We start from the raw sequence: 18,564 nt of genomic DNA, 5'->3' as shown, positions 1-18,564 counted from the left end.
GTTTACAGTATTGACGGAATATTGAGTTTTATTCAGGGGCAGAAATAGTATATGTACAAACTGTAGGCTGAATTAAATAAAAAATAACAGAGTTGCAACGTAGCAAGATAAAACTGAAATAATAGAAAACATGGTTTTAAGTTTTCGGCGTTCTTTTTCATCCTCCGTGGCAAACAAAATATATTTTCGTATTCCAAATACGAATAGCCAAATGCCAAAGGTTAATCCGAACATTCCAACAAAGAAATGAAGATTTGGGAATGAAGTAGAGGTAGTAGCGGATAAAAGTACAGTTTTAATAGATAAATAAGAAAATGTTGTTAAAAGAGAACAATATATGATAGCAATAATCCATTTTTTCATAATAGTTACCTCCTTTTATGAAATAGTAAATTTATGTAAATGAAAATATTATATCATGAAGCACGTTTATTGTATGTAATGGAGACAACTGAACAAAATACTCCTTTTAATAAAAAGTGAGGAGTAACAACGGGACTAGGAAACCGTGGGATTGCATTTGGAATGCTTATCAATCTAGCGAATGAAAAAAAATGTATCAAAGAGGGGGAGTGGTGCTTATAAGCAAGCGCCCGGCTCCTGTGAAGGTATTAAATAAAGGTGGCCGTGTACTAAATGAATTTTATGAAGCTAAAAGTACAGTAGACTATGACGGTGTGTATAAGCGAGCTATCGCATTTGAAGCGAAGTCTACAGAGAAAGATACACGTTTTGATTTGAAGAACATTGCACAGCATCAATTGGATTACCTGGAGAAAGCGGAGAAGATGGGAGCAATTTGTTTCTTCCTTATGTTGAAGAAGCAGTAGCACCAGCTATGTTTGATGGAATGATTCAATTTGATCAGGACCATAAGAAATTAGTAAATAGCATTGAAGCAGCAAAAGAGAAGATGGCTAATAAGAAACACAAATTATTAAAGGTCTAATGGATAACGGAACCATACAGAGTGGTGGGGGCTACTCGCGTTATACGTTTCGAAAAGGCACCTATTTAGGTGCTTTTTTGTTTGCATCTTTCGAGATGGACGAGCATATATTGGAATGTGTGGATGGAAACCACTTTATATATCAGAGCACCTATCAATTATGGGTGTTCTTTTATTATGTGAAAATTTTATAAGTTGTGTGAGAGTTGAAAAATAGTATATTATCTTTCTCAATGTACATATTAAGAAAAGTTTTTAATATCATACATAAAAGGCGGGATAATATGAGTGAAAATAAGAAAAATGAAGAATTGAATAAGATAAAGAAGTATTATTTTAATGAGGACAATCAACCAGTAGCTGGTATAGAGTTAATTTTGCCGCCGGATATAGGAATCATGTTAGACCCTAAATCAGTTAATGATGAAAGTAGAGATATTGATAATGAATAAGTTTAATTTAAGCATCCATTCGGGTGCTTTTTTCTTTGTTGTATAGAAATTACACATTAACCCCCTTTAATACATGACTTAGGCATAGTTGGGAATGAGAATATCATATAATGACACTGAACGGTTTCCAACATGTTCCCCTATATTTTTTCAAGGGAGAGCACTTATTGGGGGAGTGCTCTCTTTCGTTTGTACATAAGGAGGCTTTTATCATATAATATCAGGTCAATATAAATACACCGTTACTCACTTAAAGAGCTCTATAAATAGGTATAGAGCTTTTTTATTGCACATAAGGAATTCCCAAACATACAATATCGAGTCAATGCCAACCAACTTATTCCTTTTCCGAGAGCTATATATATTCCGCTATAAAGCTCTTTTAGGTTGCGCCATTAGAACGGGCAAGGCATTGTCGTATATTTTATACTCAGAAGCTTAGGGCACTTTATAGTGTTCTTTTTTTATTGAACAAAATGGACATTTAAAAATAAGGAGATGATCCATATGGTAACTATGGCACGAAGAAAAAGTGGAGCTTGTTCAAAAAGGATGCAAAAAATACGCACCCGTGGCGGCGCGAATGAGAATTATGATTGGCAGTGTAATTATATTCAGCAATATTATAGATATTCCTCATGTATTTGCTGATGGTTAAAATCCGGATGTGAATGAGGTATTTAAAGATGTCCAATCAAACGACGGAAAGATAAAGAATTATATAGAGGGCCAATTATACAATCGTATTGTAAATGCGTTTAAACCGGTTATATTCTTAATTAAAGTGGTGTCATACCCAATAGCATCCGTTGTAGCGTTATGTGGTAGTTTGTTCATTATGGTTGGTAGTCAGGAGCGAGGATTCAGTCTAATTTCAAGGGCAGGTATCGGTTATAAAGTGGTGCAAATGATTCCGTTATTTATGAGATTGCTAAGGCTATTTAGTCCTACTTAATGTAGGGCTTTTTCATATGATAATAACCATCTATCGTTATTATCAGACAACATATCTTAACTCAACATTCGCAATAAATAGTTTTATGTTTCTAAAATTGTAATATATTTACATAAATGAAAATCAAAAGTATGATGAAGGTGCAAGCTATAAAACTATTAAAGGGGGATTTTTTATGTTAAAGAAACTAGCAATTGGAGCATTAGCGACTGGGGTCATGTTATCTGGAGCTGGCGGTGTGATGGCGGCAGAAAACACACCAACTTTAAGTAAGGAAAAGGTTGCAGACTTAAATACTTTAAGTACGGCGTATACTACTGTTAATGTCTATGGGAGCACTGTTGAGTTTGCTGTAAAAGGCTTAGAAAATCCATTCACTTCAACGTATTATCAAAAAATAGCTTGGACAAATAGCTATTCGAATCCAAATAATTATAATACATTAGCAGTAGCATATCCACAAAGCGGGAATGGTTATCAGGCATATGGATATGAATCATTAAATAATGTTAAACAAAAAATAGGCTCTGGTCAGACTGTCTATGGTTTCGCCCTAGCAAATAACGGAACCTGGTATCCGGCTGGACAAGCTATAATTAACTATTAAAATTTAAAATAAAAAGGAGTCCTAGTGGGCTCTTTTTTTACTTGTAGGAATTTCTTAACCATCATGGAATACTGTTTACAATATGCAAATATGCATATTGTATTTATTTGGGTTTTTTGTATGTTAAAATTATATATAAAGATTCTTATATATAAAAAACCTTAAATCAAAAATATCCAATGGGTTTTGAGAGGTGTTATATGTTTACAAATAAGAAATTAATTCGAATTGGTCTAACAATATTTGTATTTTTATGTATAATTGATTTTTCAATCGGTTATTTTCAATCATATCTTGCATCAACAGCAGATATTAAATGGACAATGCCAGAAATGTGGGAAACTATTTTGATAGATGCTCCTCGAGGTATACTTGTTCTTTTAGGTGCAATCGCTTTGTATGATTTCACAAAACAGACATCAAAAAAAGATGCATCAATCTAATCATGTCTTTCTTCAATTAAAAATTTCATGATAGTAATCTTAAAAAAAGCCCTGATCAGGGCTTTTTTTCTTGTTACTGATAATGAGACACTATATCTGACTTACATAAATACCCTATTTGTTCAAATCAATCCTTGCTGATGGTACAATTAAAGCCATGGAGGGGAATTATGGGGATTTATTATGTAATACCACTACTTCTTATAAACGGCACTGCGTTATTCTTATTTTTCTTGTCTGTTTCACCAAAAATTAAGACTAAAAACCTATCATCGATAATGGTCTGTTTAGGGATAAATCTAATCACAAGTCCAGCGGCTTTTCTTATAGGTGGGATAGCTGATTATGCAGGTGTGGCGGCTAATTATGGGGCTTATTTTGCGGGTGAGTCGGCAACAGCGCCTCCTCTAGTGAGTCGTGTGCTTTATTTTTCGGGAGGATTTCTCTTCATTCAGGGAATACCACTCCTTATACTAATTGTGGCTTTGTGGAAGGTTGCAAGAGCAAAGAAAATAAATTAAGTATAGAAGTACATGATGAAAGGGTGGATTCCTTTTTAGAGGAGGGATCCGTTTTTTTCTTGCTATCGATTATAATGCGTTATGTTAAATAGAATTGTATAGAGCATTCATTTATTTTTCTTTTATAGATCAATTCATAATATAATATAGAAAATATTTCTTTGTTTCGTCGATTAAGGAGGGAATTTAATATTGGAACAAGAAAAGATTGATATTTTAGCTGAAACCTTATTATTGGAGGTTATAACACAAAAAGTTGAAATGATAGAGCAGCTGCCCATTATGCTAAAAGGTATTGACTATTTAAATGGTTGGGCAGAAGTCATTTCAAAAACAACAGAATGTGAAATTTTTGAATCAGATGCACCCAGTGTAATGAATTTTTTTACCGTAGGAGAAAAAGTTTTAATTGAGCTAGAGATGCCATGTCTTATATCAACATGGCAGAATAGAGAACAATTTCTGAGAATTACAACTACTGTGAAAGCAAAATGCTTAGTTTCTCATGCAGAAGTATTTGATTGGAACAATATGAATAAAATAGAATTGTTAAATTGCCAAAAAGATGTGCAATTTGTAGAGTTAAACTATATAGATACTGAATGTGATGATATTCGTGCTTATTGAATTAGACAAAACAATAAATTCTAGTTTTTGACGTATTTAGTAATTCATGTACTTTTTCTGCAGATTTAGAATTAGCTAATATCTTATCCATAGATTTTAATAAATCTGAAATCCGTATAATTAGAACAACATTTTCCATGTACTTAAAACCTCCTAAAGTGTTCTTTAAAAATTTCACGTACTATATGTTTAATATATTTTTATACACCAAATAATCAAGGGCATACTGTCTCTGAAAGGACGTAAATATCGTTTAGAATCTCACATGTAATTACATAAAATATAATCATAATATCCATATATGATTTTCTGTGTAGGGTTTTCTTTTCAAATATTTGAATTGTCTCGAAATAATAGGAACGATTTGTACATTTTTTAAAGTGTAAATCCAGTTAATTGATAGTTGATTTATTTTTATACAGCCAAATAGCTACATCAAATTGTATTAATTTTTTGATTATTAAAAATTTCATAGTAGGAGTTTGATAATTATAATTTATAAGAAGTAAATATGAAAAAGTTAGAGAATTATCTTAGTTATTAAATAGATTCTGCCTATACTTTAAGTAGAGCCCAACTTATTAAATTTAAATAGTTTATATGTTCATATATAGAATTTTCAAGGGGGTAAATTGTAAATGATTCCAACGTCAACATATGTAGCTAAATGGGTATTAGATGACTTAACACTTGCATCAAGACCAAATCAGGGGATCAAACTAAGTACATTTAAAAAGTTAGAAAAACTTTATGTAGAATACAGAGAAATGATTGAGGGAGATACTAGTTTTGAAATTACACATTATCTGCTAGAGTTTATCAATCCACATAATCTTTTTGTAGTAAGAGATGGTTACTATATATTTGATAATAAAACGATGAAATTTATTAAAGTATCAGACGATATTCATTTTTTAAATCAAAACTTAGCGTATTGTAATAATGGAGTTGCAGTGGATTTAATAAACGGAAAAATGCATTTTTTAGAAGGGCATTATTATAAAGTTAAGACCTCATATGTTGATTTATTAAAAGGAGAAACTATCCCTGTAATGGTACTAAGTCATTTAGATAATAATGTTGGAGTGTCAGTTCCTCTGACAATGTTTAATGAGGAAAGAACTTTTAAAATTTCAGAGAGTTATATAGTGGATCTTGCCTCAAAGAATTGTAACAATGAGAGTGAATTTAGTAAAAAGGGAAACGTAATACGATTCCTAAAACCTTCTATTGTGTAGTTAAGTATATATATGTTAATTAAATTCATAATGAATTTAAGAGGGTAAAAAAATTGTCTTTTGAAATGTATACAGCTTTTCGAGATAAAGTAATTATAAAAGATGAATATAAAGGATTGGTGGAATTAATAAATACAGGAAATTGGGAAGAAGCTGCTTTAAAGTTTCCATTCGTTAAAGAATACATAAAAGTTAATCATAGTAAAGATATTCCATTTACAAAGAAACAGATAAATGAAGCATTTGCAGAAGATTATTTTCTATATATATATGAGGTGGCACATAGGAAACTGGGAAGAAAAGAATGATTATTATACAAATTTAAAAGATAATGAATGGTCATTTATAGCCAATCTCAAGAACTACAGAGATCCAGAACATAACGTGGCACCTATCATATTATTTATGAATGTGGTTTTAAAGGAAGTAGCAGCACATATTATAAGGCTGGAAGTTTGATATGGTGAGGCTGATGGACCGGAAGAATACTTTTTTATAAATAATGAATTTAAAAAGAGTAGCAGTAATTAAATATTGCTGCTTTTTATTTATACACTAGAAATTATTGTTGATAGCGTTATATATATTCATTTATAATCGAATATGGGAAATTTTACACTGCAATAATAAAGATTTTAGTATATAAGAGCTGGGAGCAGCTCTTTTTATTTTGCTCAGGGGGAGTGTGAAAGAAAAAAGTTTATGTTAGTGGCGAAGTTAAATGATCTAATAGAGAATAAAAAATTACAATTAGTTGAACTGGTAAAAAAACATGGTTTTAGTCATACGAAAGTCCTCCATTTAAGTCAGGAAATCGATAAATTAATTAATAAATATATGATTATAAAAAAGGAACCCTATAATAGTAGGGTTCAAAGGGAACAGATACATAAAATAAATAAAGAGAATAATTTAATTATATAAGAAAATTGATGCCGTAATATTGAGAAAGTGTAAAACCTTAATTAATTATTTTCGTTTGAAAAGTGATGTGATTACTATTTCAAAATTAAGAACAGATTTAATAGAGAAAGCAGTTAAACTAACTCATATAAAAGAAGATACTAATGTTAGTAAATAGGATGTCAATATTGCATTTAATTTATATAAAGAGTTACAAAAAATAGATGAACCTAAGAAAATTAAATTTAATCCTTATAATGAAAAGCAAGCCAGTGAATTATCACTATCTGATTTCTCGAAAGACGCTAAAAAATTACTCGTTTAAGAAACTGGGTTTTAGAAGTGCTGCCTATCATTGATTTGTATAAGCAGGTTGGAAAGTTACCCCTAACTAGGGAGAATGATGATTTTATAGAGTATCTTGAAGATTGCTTCATTACTTATATCTCAGGGTTAGAGAGCATCTGCAGTGCAACATTAGAAACAGTCATTACCAAAAAGGATTTGTGTAATGGGATTATTAATTCTTTAAAAGAATATTATAAAGGTTTTCCGTCAAAGGCTTTTATAGAATTTCGTAGAGTTTTAATAAATAACGTGTCTATACCAAATCATTTCAATGATATAAAAACACTTCAAAACTTTGACAATGAATTTCTCTATAAAATGCGAGTCGGTACGGATCATGTATTTACAAGTAAAGAAATGTTTCATATTCCGTTAGAACTTCGGGGAATAGTCAGCACATATAGATACAGTATTCCTGGGTTACCATGTATCTATTTAGGAAGCACACCTTTAACCTGCTGGGAAGAACTTAATAAACCTGATTTAAATACGGTTCAGACTTCAGTATTTAAATCAGATGATATAAGTTATATTGATTTATCTACACCACCCGTTGTTTTTATAGATAAGATAATTAAGAAATTTCATGATTACGTTACAATTAAGAAAAAACGCTTTTTGGCGGATAGATTAAATGAACCAAATGAAGTAATTTCTTATTTAATCATTTGGCCTTTAATGGCAGCATGTTCTGTACGTGTAAAAAATACGACTGACACATTTAAACCAGAATATATTATCCCACAACTATTATTGCAGTTTATAAGATATGAAGGATTTTTTGATGGCGTCTATTACTTCTCAACTAAAGTGGATAACTATTCTGCTGCAACAGCCGAACTTTATAAAAATTTTGCCTTTCCTGCTCAGGATGGAGCAACTAAAGGTCTTTGTCCAGAACTACTAAGTAAATTTGAGGTTTCAAATGCAGTACCGTGGAATATGTTTCAGTTGTATAAAGATTCACATCATTGTGATCCCCAGGAGGGAGAGAAACGAGTTAAACATGAATTTATAAATGGAATGGATATATTATATTCTTCAACAGATTTTAGTAAACTTGAAACTTTTTTACGCAAAAAATTTCTATTAGAAAGATTTAATTGATGTTCGTCTAGAATGTGGGAGTTTGATCAATCTATAGATTCAAATGTTTAGGATACTAGATGAATTTGTGATATATTTTTAAAGTAGTGCACAAGTGCAAAATCACAAAAAAATCATCTGTTAAATTTTATAGGTGGTCTTTTTTGTTTATTAAATATACTTTTGATTGAATTAGTGCAGGGGTCCGCCAACATAACGTTAATTTCGTACGTTAAGAAGGTTCCATAAATGGTATTTGATGTTTAGTATGATACTTTATTTTGGCTAAGGTGTTTTGGAACTGTATTTTAAACATATTTCATTCGTTTTTAATAGATATAATTAAAGCTCCTTAAACGACCGTTTTCGATACTTATACAGAACCTAAATCGAATAGAAATTAGTAATTAATCAATAATAAAATTGAAAAGGCTGACATTTTATGAATTAGTGACGAAAATATGTTGCGCCTTAAATAAGAATGAGTTATCATCTAAGTAAGTAATCAATCAATAACTATTTTTAAGGGGCTGACATATAATGAATCAGAGAAAGGAAAATCGAAAGGAAGAAATCCTTGAAGCTGGATTAGAGGTGTTTGCAGAAAAAGGTTATTATAATACTACTACAGCATTAATTGCAGAAAAAGTTGGTATTTCTCAACCTTATATATTTAGATTTTTTAGAACCAAGGAAGAATTATTTGTTGCAGCTCTGGAAAGAGCATTCGAAAGAATACTTCAAACATTTAAAAATGTAGAATCAAACCCTGAAGATATTGTTATTAAAATGGTTGAAGCATATGAAAAACTGTCTATATCATATCCTAATGAAATTGCCTTACAGGTAATAGGACTTTCAGTTACAGAAGATACAATAAGAAACTGTACAAAAAAAGGATTGTCTCGTATTAGAAGCTATATTTTGGAAAGATTCCAATCAGCGAATGTTCCAAATGCAGAGAAGGAAGTAACAACTTTCTTAGCTAGAGGAATACTTTGTAATATTTCTTATTACTTAGATTTACCAGAGCTCATTCATAATTAAAGAAAATAAGCTAACCGATTCTTTTCGGTTTTTTATTTCAAATTTAGTTATTGATTGATAAATAACTAAATTAAAAAATAAAGGGGGATTTATAATATGGAAAAGGCAATTGTTTTAGGGGCAACAGGTGGATCTGGTCAAGCGGTTGTATCAGAACTATTATCTAGAGAAATAGAGGTTATTGCATTTGGGCGTTCAGAAAGCAAATTAAAAAAATTAATGAAAGAACATGGTTCTACACCTTTGTTAACATATAAGTTAGGCGATATTTTTGATTATAGAACTATCGTAGAGGCTGCAAAAGATGTAGATGTTATATTTCAATGTGCGAATGTTCAATATCATGAAATGGCAGATAAGCTCCTTTTACTTGGAGAAAATGTAATGAAGGCAGCAGATATTTTAGATAAGAAAATAGTTATTGTTGATGGAATATATGTTTACGGTCACCAAGTTGCTAAAGGAGATGAAAATCATCCAAAACAACCTCATACAAAAAAAGGGGAAATTAGGGTTGAATTTGAACAATTGATATTTGATAAGAAATGGAAAAATGCAAAAGCATTAATTGTTAGATTACCGGACTATTATGGTATAACTTCGCAGAATTCTTACTTGCATCCTACATTGACTGGACTAGCAGGAAATAAAATTTCTATTTTTATTGGTAATCTAAAAACACCAAGAGAATATGTCTATTTACCTGATGCGGCAAAAATGATTGTAGAAATTGCAAACAAAGATGATTCTTATGGAGAGAATTGGAACATTCCAGGTGCTGGATTGATTTCAGGAAAGGAAATAATAAAATTTGCACGTGAAATTACTGGGAATAAAAAAATGGTTATTCCATTAAATAAGAATGCAATTCGTATAAGTGGATTGTTTAACCCAGTTATGAAAGAAGTAGTAGAAATTATGTATCTTACAGAAGAAGGATTTACTTTAAGCGGAGAAAAATATGAAAATAGAATAGGTAAAATAGTAGCCACACCATATAAAGAGGGGCTAAAAGAAACATTAAACTTCTTAATGAAAAACTCTAAAAGAATAGAGGGTTAAATGTAGAACAAAATTAGAAGTAGAGAATAATAATTTATTTAATATCGATTATAAGTTATTGATTAATCAATAACAATAAAGGCATTAGAAAATATACCCTTTACAAAAAATATTTATATATTCAATAGGACAGCTAATGGATTCTTGTTATTTACCATAAAATACGGATTAACACGCCATTTTTAATTAATTTTTATTTTAGTTTTACAGAAAAATTGCTTAGCATACGAAATTCGCGTTTGGTTGGCGCTACCCCGCGCAGAGTTTTTATACTTATTTTCAATAGATAAAACTACATGAAAATAAAAAAATAAGTAAAAAAGTGGAGAATTATTTGTCTAAATATATAGAATTTTTAACAAGATTTCATAATTATGTTATATAATGATATTAACAAACCATATTTTAGGCATTACCCCCGATTGTGCAGAATAAATAATTTTTCGATGAGCTAAAGTATTTTGCTAAAAGAACTTGTAGCGGGGCCTGCTACAAGTTCTTTTATGTTTTTAGTAAAGCAAAATAAGAAAAAAGGAGGGAATACAAGTATGACAAGAAATTTTAAGAAAGCAGCACTTAATTCGTTAGATGGGAAATGGGGAGTAGGTATAGGAGTATCAGCTTTATTCTATTTTGTACCAACCTTAAGTGCATCAGCAATCGCCACTTTCATGTATTTAATATTTGCACTGTTTATCGGGATAATTGGCCCGGATGTGTTATTTATTTATTCAATTGGTGGGGAACCACAAGTAGATCCAACAGCACTTGCTGTACTTATTATAAGTTATATTGGTTTAGGTGGGGTTTGTTTCCTAATTTATAGTCTCATACAAGGTATCTTCAATTATGGATATTCTGTTTTTACTTTACACTTAGGGAAAAAAGAAGATGCTAAGGTAGACGATGTATTTTCGGGATTTAAAAAGAAGAATGTGTTTAAATCAATGAAATTGGGGCTGCTGCAAGCTATTTTTCTTTTTTTATGGAGTCTCTTATTAATTGTTCCAGGTATTATTAAATTTTTTTCTTATTCCATGTCGTATTACATATTAGTAGAGAATCCTGATTATACAGCAAGTGAAGCATTGAGAGAAAGTAAAAGAATAATGAAAGGACAAAAGCTAAAATTATTTGTTCTTTGGTTATCATTTATTGGGTGGTTTTTATTAGCTACATTTATCGGAATGTTTACATTTAATCTATCATTTATTTTTATTTCTCCTTATTACAACACAACTGTCTCACATTTTTACTTAGATTTAATTAAAAAGCAGGATATTGGAGAAGCGAAGGTAAGTATATAAACAGGAAAAAAGTATGTTTAAGGTGAAAAATATACGTAGTTGAAAGTGGATATGCGTTTAAGCATATCCACTTTTTAATATTATATTAAAATACTTAAGCTGCTGGATATATCATGTTTATTATGATTTGAGCATGGATACCGCAAACATGTTACTGTTTGGTTGAAATAAAGTTTGATTATCAATGCTTTGAAAATCCTTAGTGAATGAGCACTAAAAAGAATCCAATTTGAAAAAGATTAATCAAAATGAAATGTTATTAAAATAAAAAATAATCAATTATAAAAGTGATTTTGAACGTAAGGAATTTGTAAGGAAGAGGTAAGAAAAAAGAGATTTTCATTGTGTATGATTAAAATGTAAAGAAGATTGAGAGGAGGAACAAATACCATACATTTATATAAAAAAACAAATTAATTAATAAGACTTGTTTGGAAGAAAAGAGACATTACAAAAGTTAACATACAACTGAAAAAAGGATAGGTTATTTTTTAGGTCAGAAAGTCGTTTGTGAAATAGTGGGTATAAGAATGATTACAAATTCAATATCGCCCTTTTGTCTTTAGTCAAGATGAAAGCTGTATGATTGATTAGTTTAAAAACAGTAAAAAACCATATATACAATATGAATAGGGGGAGAGAAATATTTTGATGAAAAAGCACTGTCGAATTACATGTACAGGTTTAGCCCTTTTGATAACTGGAGGTTCTCTGTTATATACAACTCCAACCTCAATTGTAAAAGCGGAGTCCACTCAAAATGTATCTAACTCGTTAGAAACAAGCACTCAAAGAGACCGTAATTCCGTCAAAGAGGCAATGCGGGGTACATTGCAACTTGGATATCCAGGGATACTTGCTAAAGTTTCTAAGAGCGGAAAAACATGGAGTTATGCTGCTGGTGTAGCTGATCTGAGTACCAAGCAACCAATGAAAACAGATTTTCGTTTCCGGATTGGCAGCGTGACAAAGACGTTCACTGCAACAGTTGTACTTCAATTAGCAGGAGAAAATCGCTTGAATTTAGACGATTCTATTGAAAAATGGTTGCCTGATGTCATTCAAGGAAATGGATATGATGATAAACAGACTACTATCAGGCAATTATTGAATCACACAAGTGGTATCGCTAATTACACAAGGTCAAATGATTTTAATATGATGGATACAAAAAAATCCTATACTGCTGAAGAATTAGTAAAGATGGGAATATCCATGCCTCCAGATTTTGCTCCAGGAAAGAGCTGGTCGTATTCAAATACAGGATATGTATTACTAGGAATTCTTATTGAAAAAGTAACTGGGAACAGCTATGCGGAAGAGATTGAAAATCGAATTATTGAACCACTTGAATTATCGAATACATTCTTACCTGGAAATTCAAGCGTCATTCCAGGAACCAAGCATGCCCGTGGATATATTCAATTAGACGGAGCAAGTGAGCCGAAAGATGTTACTTATTATAACCCAAGTATGGGGAGCTCGGCCGGAGATATGATTTCTACAGCTGATGATTTAAACAAATTCTTTTCTTATTTACTTGGGGGCAAATTACTGAAAGAAGAGCAACTAAAGCAAATGCTTACAACCGTCCCTACAGGAACAGATGAACTTGGCGATTACGGGCTTGGAATTTCCAAAATAAAGCTTTCAAACGGTGTATCGATATGGGGGCATGGAGGAACCATTCCTGGTTTTTTAACTTTTGCTGGGGGCACACTTGGAGGCAAGCATACATTGGCCGTCAATTTAAACAGTATTAAAGCTGATAGTCCTGATCCTTTTAAAAATATTTTACTTGCTGAATTTAGCAAGTAGGTCAAAGGGGAGAACGGATAAGTTTTATCATATTTTCATAGTGGATCAAACAAATGATGAAAACGGTCACTTATCTAAGGAGGTAATTCCGTGATGAAAAATAAGCTAACTGGTGTGTTAGCCACTGCATTAGCGGTGACTATGATTCTACCAACAGGAGCGAAAGCATTTTCTGAAAGTGAGACTACAGTTGTAACTGGTGAAGAAGTAGCTAGTCAGGAACTGAAGAAGATTGCAGCAGAGAAGGCTGAGCTACTTACAAAGTCTTATGAAGCGAATAGCGTGCAGTATGCGCTAATTGATAATGGAAAACTTATTTTGTCGGGTCAGGCTGGCAAGAATGATATGGAGGGGGAAAAGCCGCTAACCAAAGATACTCAATATGGGATTGGTTCAGTCAGTAAAATGTATGCAACAGCGGCTGTAATGAAATTGGTCGATGAAGGGAAAGTCGATTTGGATGCTCCTGTTGTCCGCTATGTTCCTGATTTTAAGATGAAAGACGGTCGATATAAACGTATTACACCGCGTATGTTATTGAATCACTCTTCTGGATTGCAAGGTTCTACGTTAGGTAATGCATTTTTATTTGAAGATAATGATACCTATGCCCATGATACCTTGTTACAGCAACTGTCAAATCAAAACTTGAAGGCGGACCCTGGCGCTTTCTCGGTATACTGTAACGATGGTTTTACGCTGGCCGAAATTTTGGTGGAAAGAGTTAGTGGCATGAGTTTTACTGAATTTCTACATCAAAGTTTTACAGGGTCTTTAAAGATGAATCATACGAAAACGCCGCGGGACAAATGGAGGGATGAGAATCGGGCTGGACTATATTTCCCAGCTTACCAAGGTCAACTTCCAATTGAATCGGTGAATGTAATTGGTACGGGAGGCATATCTTCTACGGCAGAAGATATGGTGCGATTCTCACAATTATTTATGGGACAGGGAAAAGGGATCCTCTCTGATAAGGTAGTCAAGGCAATGGAGCAAGAGGAATATAAAAAAGGAATATGGCCAGGGGATGGAGAGAATATTTTTAACTATGGCCTTGGCTGGGATAGTGTGAAACTATACCCATTTAGTGAATATGGGATTAAAGCTTTGGCTAAGGGCGGCGATACGGCACTGCAACATGCTATATTAGTCGTGCTACCAGAACAGAAAATAGCAGCGGCTGTATTGTCATCTGGTGGTAGGAGCTCTACAAATCAACTAATGGCAACTGAATTGCTACTCACCAGGCTTAAAGAAAAAGGTACTATTAAGGACATCAAGCCGAACAAATCCTTTGGCAAGCCGGTCAAAGTCAAAATGCCTCAAGGCGTAGCAAAGAAAGCAGGATTTTATGGCAATAGCGAAACTCATTTTAAAATTGAAATTACGAACAACGGAGAACTGTTCTTACCATCTAATCGAGAAGAAAAATATGTATATACTGCTGATGGAAGTTTTATTAATGAGGAGGGTACCTCCAAGCTCAACTTCGTAACCGAGAAGAATGGAAGAACTTATTTGAAGGAGAGCGCATATAAATCTCATTCAGGTTTAGGGCAAAGTGTGATGACCCACTATTTAGCTGAGAAACTAGAAGACAACGTGCTATCGAAGAAAACCGCTGCTGCATGGGCAAAGAGGGAAGGTGTCAAGTTCTATCTTGTAAACGAGAAATTTAGTTCTATTCAATATCTCGTTCAACCGAAACTTCTTAGTACACAAATTACTCGCAAGGAAGGCCCAGCAGGCTATTGGGATGGCAGAAAAATTACAGGTCCGAACATCGCGGTGCATCAGATCCAAATTCCCGTAATGAATGGTCGTGATACGACGGAAACGCGTTTCTATACAGAAGGCGGAAATGAATATATGGAGATGGCTGGGTTGTTATACGTAAGTGAATCTAATGTAAAACCAATTGATGTAGGCCAATCATCCAAAGTTACGTTGGATACAAATGGGCATGCGAAATGGTTTACAATTCCACAAGCGGCAACAGACAAAAGGATGACCGTGACGTTGCCATCAAATGGTTCATTTGCGGTGTATGATGAGAAGGGAGTTTGCATCAACTTTAGCATCGTGAGTGGCAATAACAAGGTGAAACTGCCGAAGAACGGAACAATCGTATTCGCTGGGGCACCGAAATCGGAATTTGCAATCTCGGTGAACTAGCTACAATTTAAGATGATCTTAAACAAAACCAGTACGGCACAGAAAAGATGTATTACTGGTTTTGTTTGTATTTACGCATTCTCTACGAAAAAACTTGAATAATATCACGCTCAAGCACTATAAAGCATCTATAATACATTATAAATTTGTATAAAGAAAAGGCACCAAAGGTGCCTTCTTGCGATTTGAATCTTCTTAATATAGAATTAGATGCCAATCCAATTATTATTTTACTGCATTAAGTAGTTTCAGTTATTGAGAAATTATAAAAGCCCTCTTTCAAGTGCTTTTTTTATGTGTTTATATCCTTAATTGATTGTAAATTGATTTGAATACGTGAATTCACCACGATATTTAATTGCAGCGACATAAGTACCGCTTGTATAGCTATCTGTGATAGGGGTTTGCCAAATTTCTGTTCCAGGAATAAACTCTGGTTCTATTGTTTGGAATCGTTCTAGGGTACCATTTGTGTGCACTTTAAAAATTTTCATTTGTGCACCAAAATGTTCCCTACCAAAGTGCTGTGTTAAGTAAAATGTATCACCAGTCATTAAATTCCCAATCTTCCAATCAGGTTGATATGTACTTTCATCTGAATTTTGTAAATCCATAATGGTTTTAAATCCCCAATCATCATTAAGTGAATCTGAGTAAGCTGCAGCTGCATGTGAGGTAGGCTTACTCATTTCTATTGCAGTAAAACCGCTGAAAGTTAACACACCAATTAATGCTAATTTTCCTAACTTCATTATTGTTTCCCCCTATTAACTTCAAAGTTTTCAAAACTAGAAATCTTACACACATAATAATATAATCAACTGTATTATATTTCAAATATTTTCTAAAAAAACCCATAAAAATGTAAGTATGTAAGAGAAGTGAGAAATCCTAACAAGGTTTTTGCTAATACTTTTACTGAAAAAACTTGTGGCGGGAGTTCAACACTCGTTTTCATGTTCTGTTTTGATAAAATGAAATATGATTAGGGCATTATAAATAAATAGAAAAATCATGAATACCAGCATAGGGAGTTTCATTATTAATTTTTGTTTCTAGATTTTGTATGGTGTACTCTTGCCATGCTTCTAAATGATACGTATCCCATGATTGTTTAAATAGTTGATATAAATAAATCTCTCTTAATTTCAAGAAGATTGGGATTTGTTTGATTGTAACCTTATGTAGACTATTTTCCATTTTATATCCCTTAAAGAAATTACGCATAAAACTATCACAAAAATTATGTGTATTGCCATTGTAGGAGTCGTGCTGCCAATAAGCATGATAGAAAGCTACTGCAAGATCCTGTGCGAACCAATTGTAAGAACAATCATCAAAATCAATTATGGTTATAAATCCTTTCTTGTTCATAATTAAGTTTCCCTGGTGATAGTCATTATGGATAAGGCCGAAATTGTCAGGCGTTATGTTATAGGCTTTGAGACTGTTAAGTAACTTATCATATTTTTCGCCAATCCACGGAATTAGATTTTCTCTAATATTAAAGACATCAGGGTTATCATTACGCCAAGCAGGACGGTGTATGCTTTCAAATTTGTAAATTTTTGATATTGCATGCATTCTCCCTAAACTTTTACCAAATTGTTTAAAAGTTACTTCATTCCAGTGTGATTTATTTGTAACATCAATTGAATCGCCTGGAATATATTCGAAATTTGTCTTAACTCGTTCTCCTTCATACGCTAATGGGAGTATAGCCTTTGGAACAGGTACACCTTTATCATGTAGAAAACCCATCCACTCTATTTCTTGCATTACTATTTCTTTCGTTTTACCTTTTTTGGAAATCCTGACTATGCTGTTATGCTCTTTGTTATAAAAAATATCGTTATGAAAACCTCCATTTAATCTAATCCAATTTTCATGCATTTTGTATTCCCCTTTAACTCTCAATTTACAAAGATACATTTCCAAAACAGTTGGATTGTAAACATATTTAGATCCTATTGATTAATCCATATTAGTCTTTCTTTCACTTTTTAGTACATATTTTTAGAAAAGGAAGCTACTCTCACTGTATTTATTTTGCTACTACGAATATGTCGTTCTCCCTAAATAATAAAATTTTTGAGTTCTTTATGAAAATTCTGTTGTTTTTCTATCTTATAATATATATAATAAATGAGTTTGCTTCATAAGGTGTAATAAATGAAAAGAATCTACTTTTCCTAACTGTAACAGAAGTACATAATAAATGGTGCTATATAAGTACCAAATGGTTAGTTAAGCTGATTGGCAGAGTAAATTTACAATGATATACCTTATATATCAAAGTATAATTATATATCCATATAAGGAATAATGATAACATTAATACAGAAAACGGAGGAATTTATGAGTACATTACAGGCATCATGCCAACATATGCAGGAAATAGTTTACCTAGTACATAAATATTACAATGAACTGTATCAATATCAATCCATACTGGAGGCATTTCCTGATGTATCCATTCAGCATATTTCTGATGAAGAACCAGTAGTATTAGACGGTGTATCGTTTTCTCATTATGTACAAACAACAGACCGTCTTGTTATTTTTGTATCAGATAAAGGAGAGCAACCAGCTTGTGCCGTGTATTATTTAGTTGGTGAGGATGAACTACTTCCTTGTTTAGTAGATAGTTCATATATAACGGATGAAACAAGAGAAGAATTCTATCTGTGGGTGAATATCTGGAATGATACATATTACCAGCTCCAAAAAATTGCTCAGGTTATGCAGCATAAAGTGTATCAAAAATTAGAAGAAAAACAAGTTGACCTTGATAAATTACAATCTGAATTAGAGAAAATGGAGAAAAGAAATCTCTTTCTGAATGCACAAAGTTATCGCGGGGTAATACCAAGAAATTATAAGCAATTGCTAATCAATAAAGAATTGGTAACACATGAATAAGTGACTGGATAGCAACAACGAGCAAGAAGATATTGTTGTCTATGATGTAATGAAATATCATTTATTTAAACAAAAAAGGACTAATTGTCTAGGATAGTCAA

General features: G+C 32.3%; 16 protein-coding genes and 4 pseudogenes. 17 read left to right on the top strand and 3 right to left on the bottom strand.

Features of this window, described 5'->3' with window-relative positions; all coding sequences use genetic code 11:
* Positions 1–72: 72 nt before the first annotated feature.
* Positions 73–363, bottom strand: coding sequence for a hypothetical protein (locus tag ES895_RS22475; RefSeq protein ID WP_000758756.1), 291 nt, complete (start codon positions 361–363; stop codon positions 73–75).
* A 162-nt stretch (positions 364–525) separates the two neighbouring features.
* Between ES895_RS22475 and ES895_RS22470 the strand changes: the two are divergent.
* The 16 genes and pseudogenes from ES895_RS22470 to ES895_RS22380 all read left to right on the top strand — a co-directional run bounded on the left by ES895_RS22470 (position 526) and on the right by ES895_RS22380 (position 15,541).
* Positions 526–949, top strand: a pseudogene (locus ES895_RS22470) (Holliday junction resolvase RecU).
* 284 nt (positions 950–1,233) lie between these two features.
* On the top strand, positions 1,234–1,401 hold the full coding sequence (locus ES895_RS29410; RefSeq protein WP_001293569.1) for a hypothetical protein: 168 nt from the start codon (positions 1,234–1,236) through the stop codon (positions 1,399–1,401).
* Between the two features lie 509 nt (positions 1,402–1,910).
* A pseudogene (locus tag ES895_RS30140) lies at positions 1,911–2,356 on the top strand (hypothetical protein); the annotation flags it as partial.
* A gap of 175 nt (positions 2,357–2,531) precedes the next feature.
* Entirely contained in the window at positions 2,532–2,963 is a 432-nt protein-coding gene (locus tag ES895_RS22455; RefSeq protein WP_000914195.1) for a hypothetical protein, read from the top strand.
* A gap of 179 nt (positions 2,964–3,142) precedes the next feature.
* Positions 3,143–3,406, top strand: coding sequence for a DUF3937 family protein (locus ES895_RS22445; protein WP_025118347.1), 264 nt, complete (start codon positions 3,143–3,145; stop codon positions 3,404–3,406).
* A gap of 170 nt (positions 3,407–3,576) precedes the next feature.
* Positions 3,577–3,927 carry a hypothetical protein gene (locus tag ES895_RS22440; protein WP_029948484.1) on the top strand — a complete coding sequence of 117 codons (351 nt, stop codon included), beginning with the start codon at positions 3,577–3,579 and terminating at the stop codon, positions 3,925–3,927.
* A 192-nt stretch (positions 3,928–4,119) separates the two neighbouring features.
* Entirely contained in the window at positions 4,120–4,554 is a 435-nt protein-coding gene (locus ES895_RS22435) for a hypothetical protein (protein ID WP_135238661.1), read from the top strand.
* Positions 4,555–5,192: 638 nt separating this feature from the next.
* On the top strand, positions 5,193–5,792 hold the full coding sequence (locus ES895_RS22425; protein ID WP_097863253.1) for a hypothetical protein: 600 nt from the start codon (positions 5,193–5,195) through the stop codon (positions 5,790–5,792).
* Between the two features lie 65 nt (positions 5,793–5,857).
* Positions 5,858–6,251 (top strand): annotated as a pseudogene (locus tag ES895_RS29855) (hypothetical protein).
* Positions 6,252–6,494: 243 nt separating this feature from the next.
* A complete protein-coding gene (locus tag ES895_RS30010; RefSeq protein ID WP_000959244.1) occupies positions 6,495–6,716 on the top strand; it encodes an aspartyl-phosphate phosphatase Spo0E family protein in 222 nt (73 codons plus the stop codon).
* 19 nt (positions 6,717–6,735) lie between these two features.
* Positions 6,736–8,150, top strand: a pseudogene (locus tag ES895_RS22405) (hypothetical protein).
* 519 nt (positions 8,151–8,669) lie between these two features.
* Complete coding sequence (locus ES895_RS22400) at positions 8,670–9,176, top strand: TetR/AcrR family transcriptional regulator (RefSeq protein WP_098204632.1); 507 nt, start codon at positions 8,670–8,672, stop codon at positions 9,174–9,176.
* Positions 9,177–9,272: 96 nt separating this feature from the next.
* The gene (locus ES895_RS22395; protein ID WP_098204631.1) at positions 9,273–10,238 is read left to right on the top strand and encodes an NAD-dependent epimerase/dehydratase family protein; all 966 of its coding nucleotides are present in this window, start codon (positions 9,273–9,275) and stop codon (positions 10,236–10,238) included.
* A 548-nt stretch (positions 10,239–10,786) separates the two neighbouring features.
* Positions 10,787–11,545, top strand: a complete 759-nt coding sequence (locus ES895_RS22390; RefSeq protein ID WP_098204636.1) for a DUF975 family protein — start codon at positions 10,787–10,789, stop codon at positions 11,543–11,545.
* A 651-nt stretch (positions 11,546–12,196) separates the two neighbouring features.
* A complete protein-coding gene (locus ES895_RS22385; RefSeq protein WP_098204630.1) occupies positions 12,197–13,363 on the top strand; it encodes a serine hydrolase domain-containing protein in 1,167 nt (388 codons plus the stop codon).
* A 93-nt stretch (positions 13,364–13,456) separates the two neighbouring features.
* Entirely contained in the window at positions 13,457–15,541 is a 2,085-nt protein-coding gene (locus ES895_RS22380; protein WP_135238671.1) for a serine hydrolase domain-containing protein, read from the top strand.
* Between the two features lie 308 nt (positions 15,542–15,849).
* On the opposite strand, the gene ES895_RS22375 is transcribed toward ES895_RS22380, so the two are convergent.
* Positions 15,850–16,293 (bottom strand): DUF5065 family protein, encoded by a 444-nt coding sequence (locus ES895_RS22375; RefSeq protein WP_097862964.1) that lies wholly within the window; start codon positions 16,291–16,293, stop codon positions 15,850–15,852.
* Positions 16,294–16,534: 241 nt separating this feature from the next.
* Entirely contained in the window at positions 16,535–17,434 is a 900-nt protein-coding gene (locus ES895_RS22370) for a phosphotransferase enzyme family protein (RefSeq protein WP_098204628.1), read from the bottom strand.
* A gap of 465 nt (positions 17,435–17,899) precedes the next feature.
* On the opposite strand from ES895_RS22370, the gene ES895_RS22365 reads away from it, so the two are divergent.
* A complete protein-coding gene (locus ES895_RS22365) occupies positions 17,900–18,463 on the top strand; it encodes a hypothetical protein (protein WP_135238659.1) in 564 nt (187 codons plus the stop codon).
* Positions 18,464–18,564 lie beyond the last annotated feature (101 nt).

The sequence above is a fragment of the Bacillus sp. 007/AIA-02/001 genome (genome assembly GCF_004634455.1).
Taxonomy (GTDB): Bacteria; Bacillota; Bacilli; order Bacillales; family Bacillaceae_G; genus Bacillus_A; species Bacillus_A cereus.
Note: the sequence above shows the minus strand (reverse complement) of the source record. Positions and strands in the feature narration are given on the sequence as shown.

What these genes read in the sequence shown, in the direction of transcription:
- ES895_RS22475 (WP_000758756.1), bottom strand. Translation starts at nt 363, where the DNA reads ATGAAAAAATGGATTATTGCTATCATATATTGTTCTCTTTTAACAACA.
- ES895_RS29410 (WP_001293569.1), top strand. Translation starts at nt 1,234, where the DNA reads ATGAGTGAAAATAAGAAAAATGAAGAATTGAATAAGATAAAGAAGTAT.
- ES895_RS22455 (WP_000914195.1), top strand. Translation starts at nt 2,532, where the DNA reads ATGTTAAAGAAACTAGCAATTGGAGCATTAGCGACTGGGGTCATGTTA.
- ES895_RS22445 (WP_025118347.1), top strand. Translation starts at nt 3,143, where the DNA reads ATGGGTTTTGAGAGGTGTTATATGTTTACAAATAAGAAATTAATTCGA.
- ES895_RS22440 (WP_029948484.1), top strand. Translation starts at nt 3,577, where the DNA reads ATGGGGATTTATTATGTAATACCACTACTTCTTATAAACGGCACTGCG.
- ES895_RS22425 (WP_097863253.1), top strand. Translation starts at nt 5,193, where the DNA reads ATGATTCCAACGTCAACATATGTAGCTAAATGGGTATTAGATGACTTA.
- ES895_RS30010 (WP_000959244.1), top strand. Translation starts at nt 6,495, where the DNA reads ATGTTAGTGGCGAAGTTAAATGATCTAATAGAGAATAAAAAATTACAA.
- ES895_RS22400 (WP_098204632.1), top strand. Translation starts at nt 8,670, where the DNA reads ATGAATCAGAGAAAGGAAAATCGAAAGGAAGAAATCCTTGAAGCTGGA.
- ES895_RS22395 (WP_098204631.1), top strand. Translation starts at nt 9,273, where the DNA reads ATGGAAAAGGCAATTGTTTTAGGGGCAACAGGTGGATCTGGTCAAGCG.
- ES895_RS22390 (WP_098204636.1), top strand. Translation starts at nt 10,787, where the DNA reads ATGACAAGAAATTTTAAGAAAGCAGCACTTAATTCGTTAGATGGGAAA.
- ES895_RS22385 (WP_098204630.1), top strand. Translation starts at nt 12,197, where the DNA reads ATGAAAAAGCACTGTCGAATTACATGTACAGGTTTAGCCCTTTTGATA.
- ES895_RS22380 (WP_135238671.1), top strand. Translation starts at nt 13,457, where the DNA reads ATGAAAAATAAGCTAACTGGTGTGTTAGCCACTGCATTAGCGGTGACT.
- ES895_RS22375 (WP_097862964.1), bottom strand. Translation starts at nt 16,293, where the DNA reads ATGAAGTTAGGAAAATTAGCATTAATTGGTGTGTTAACTTTCAGCGGT.
- ES895_RS22370 (WP_098204628.1), bottom strand. Translation starts at nt 17,434, where the DNA reads ATGCATGAAAATTGGATTAGATTAAATGGAGGTTTTCATAACGATATT.
- ES895_RS22365 (WP_135238659.1), top strand. Translation starts at nt 17,900, where the DNA reads ATGAGTACATTACAGGCATCATGCCAACATATGCAGGAAATAGTTTAC.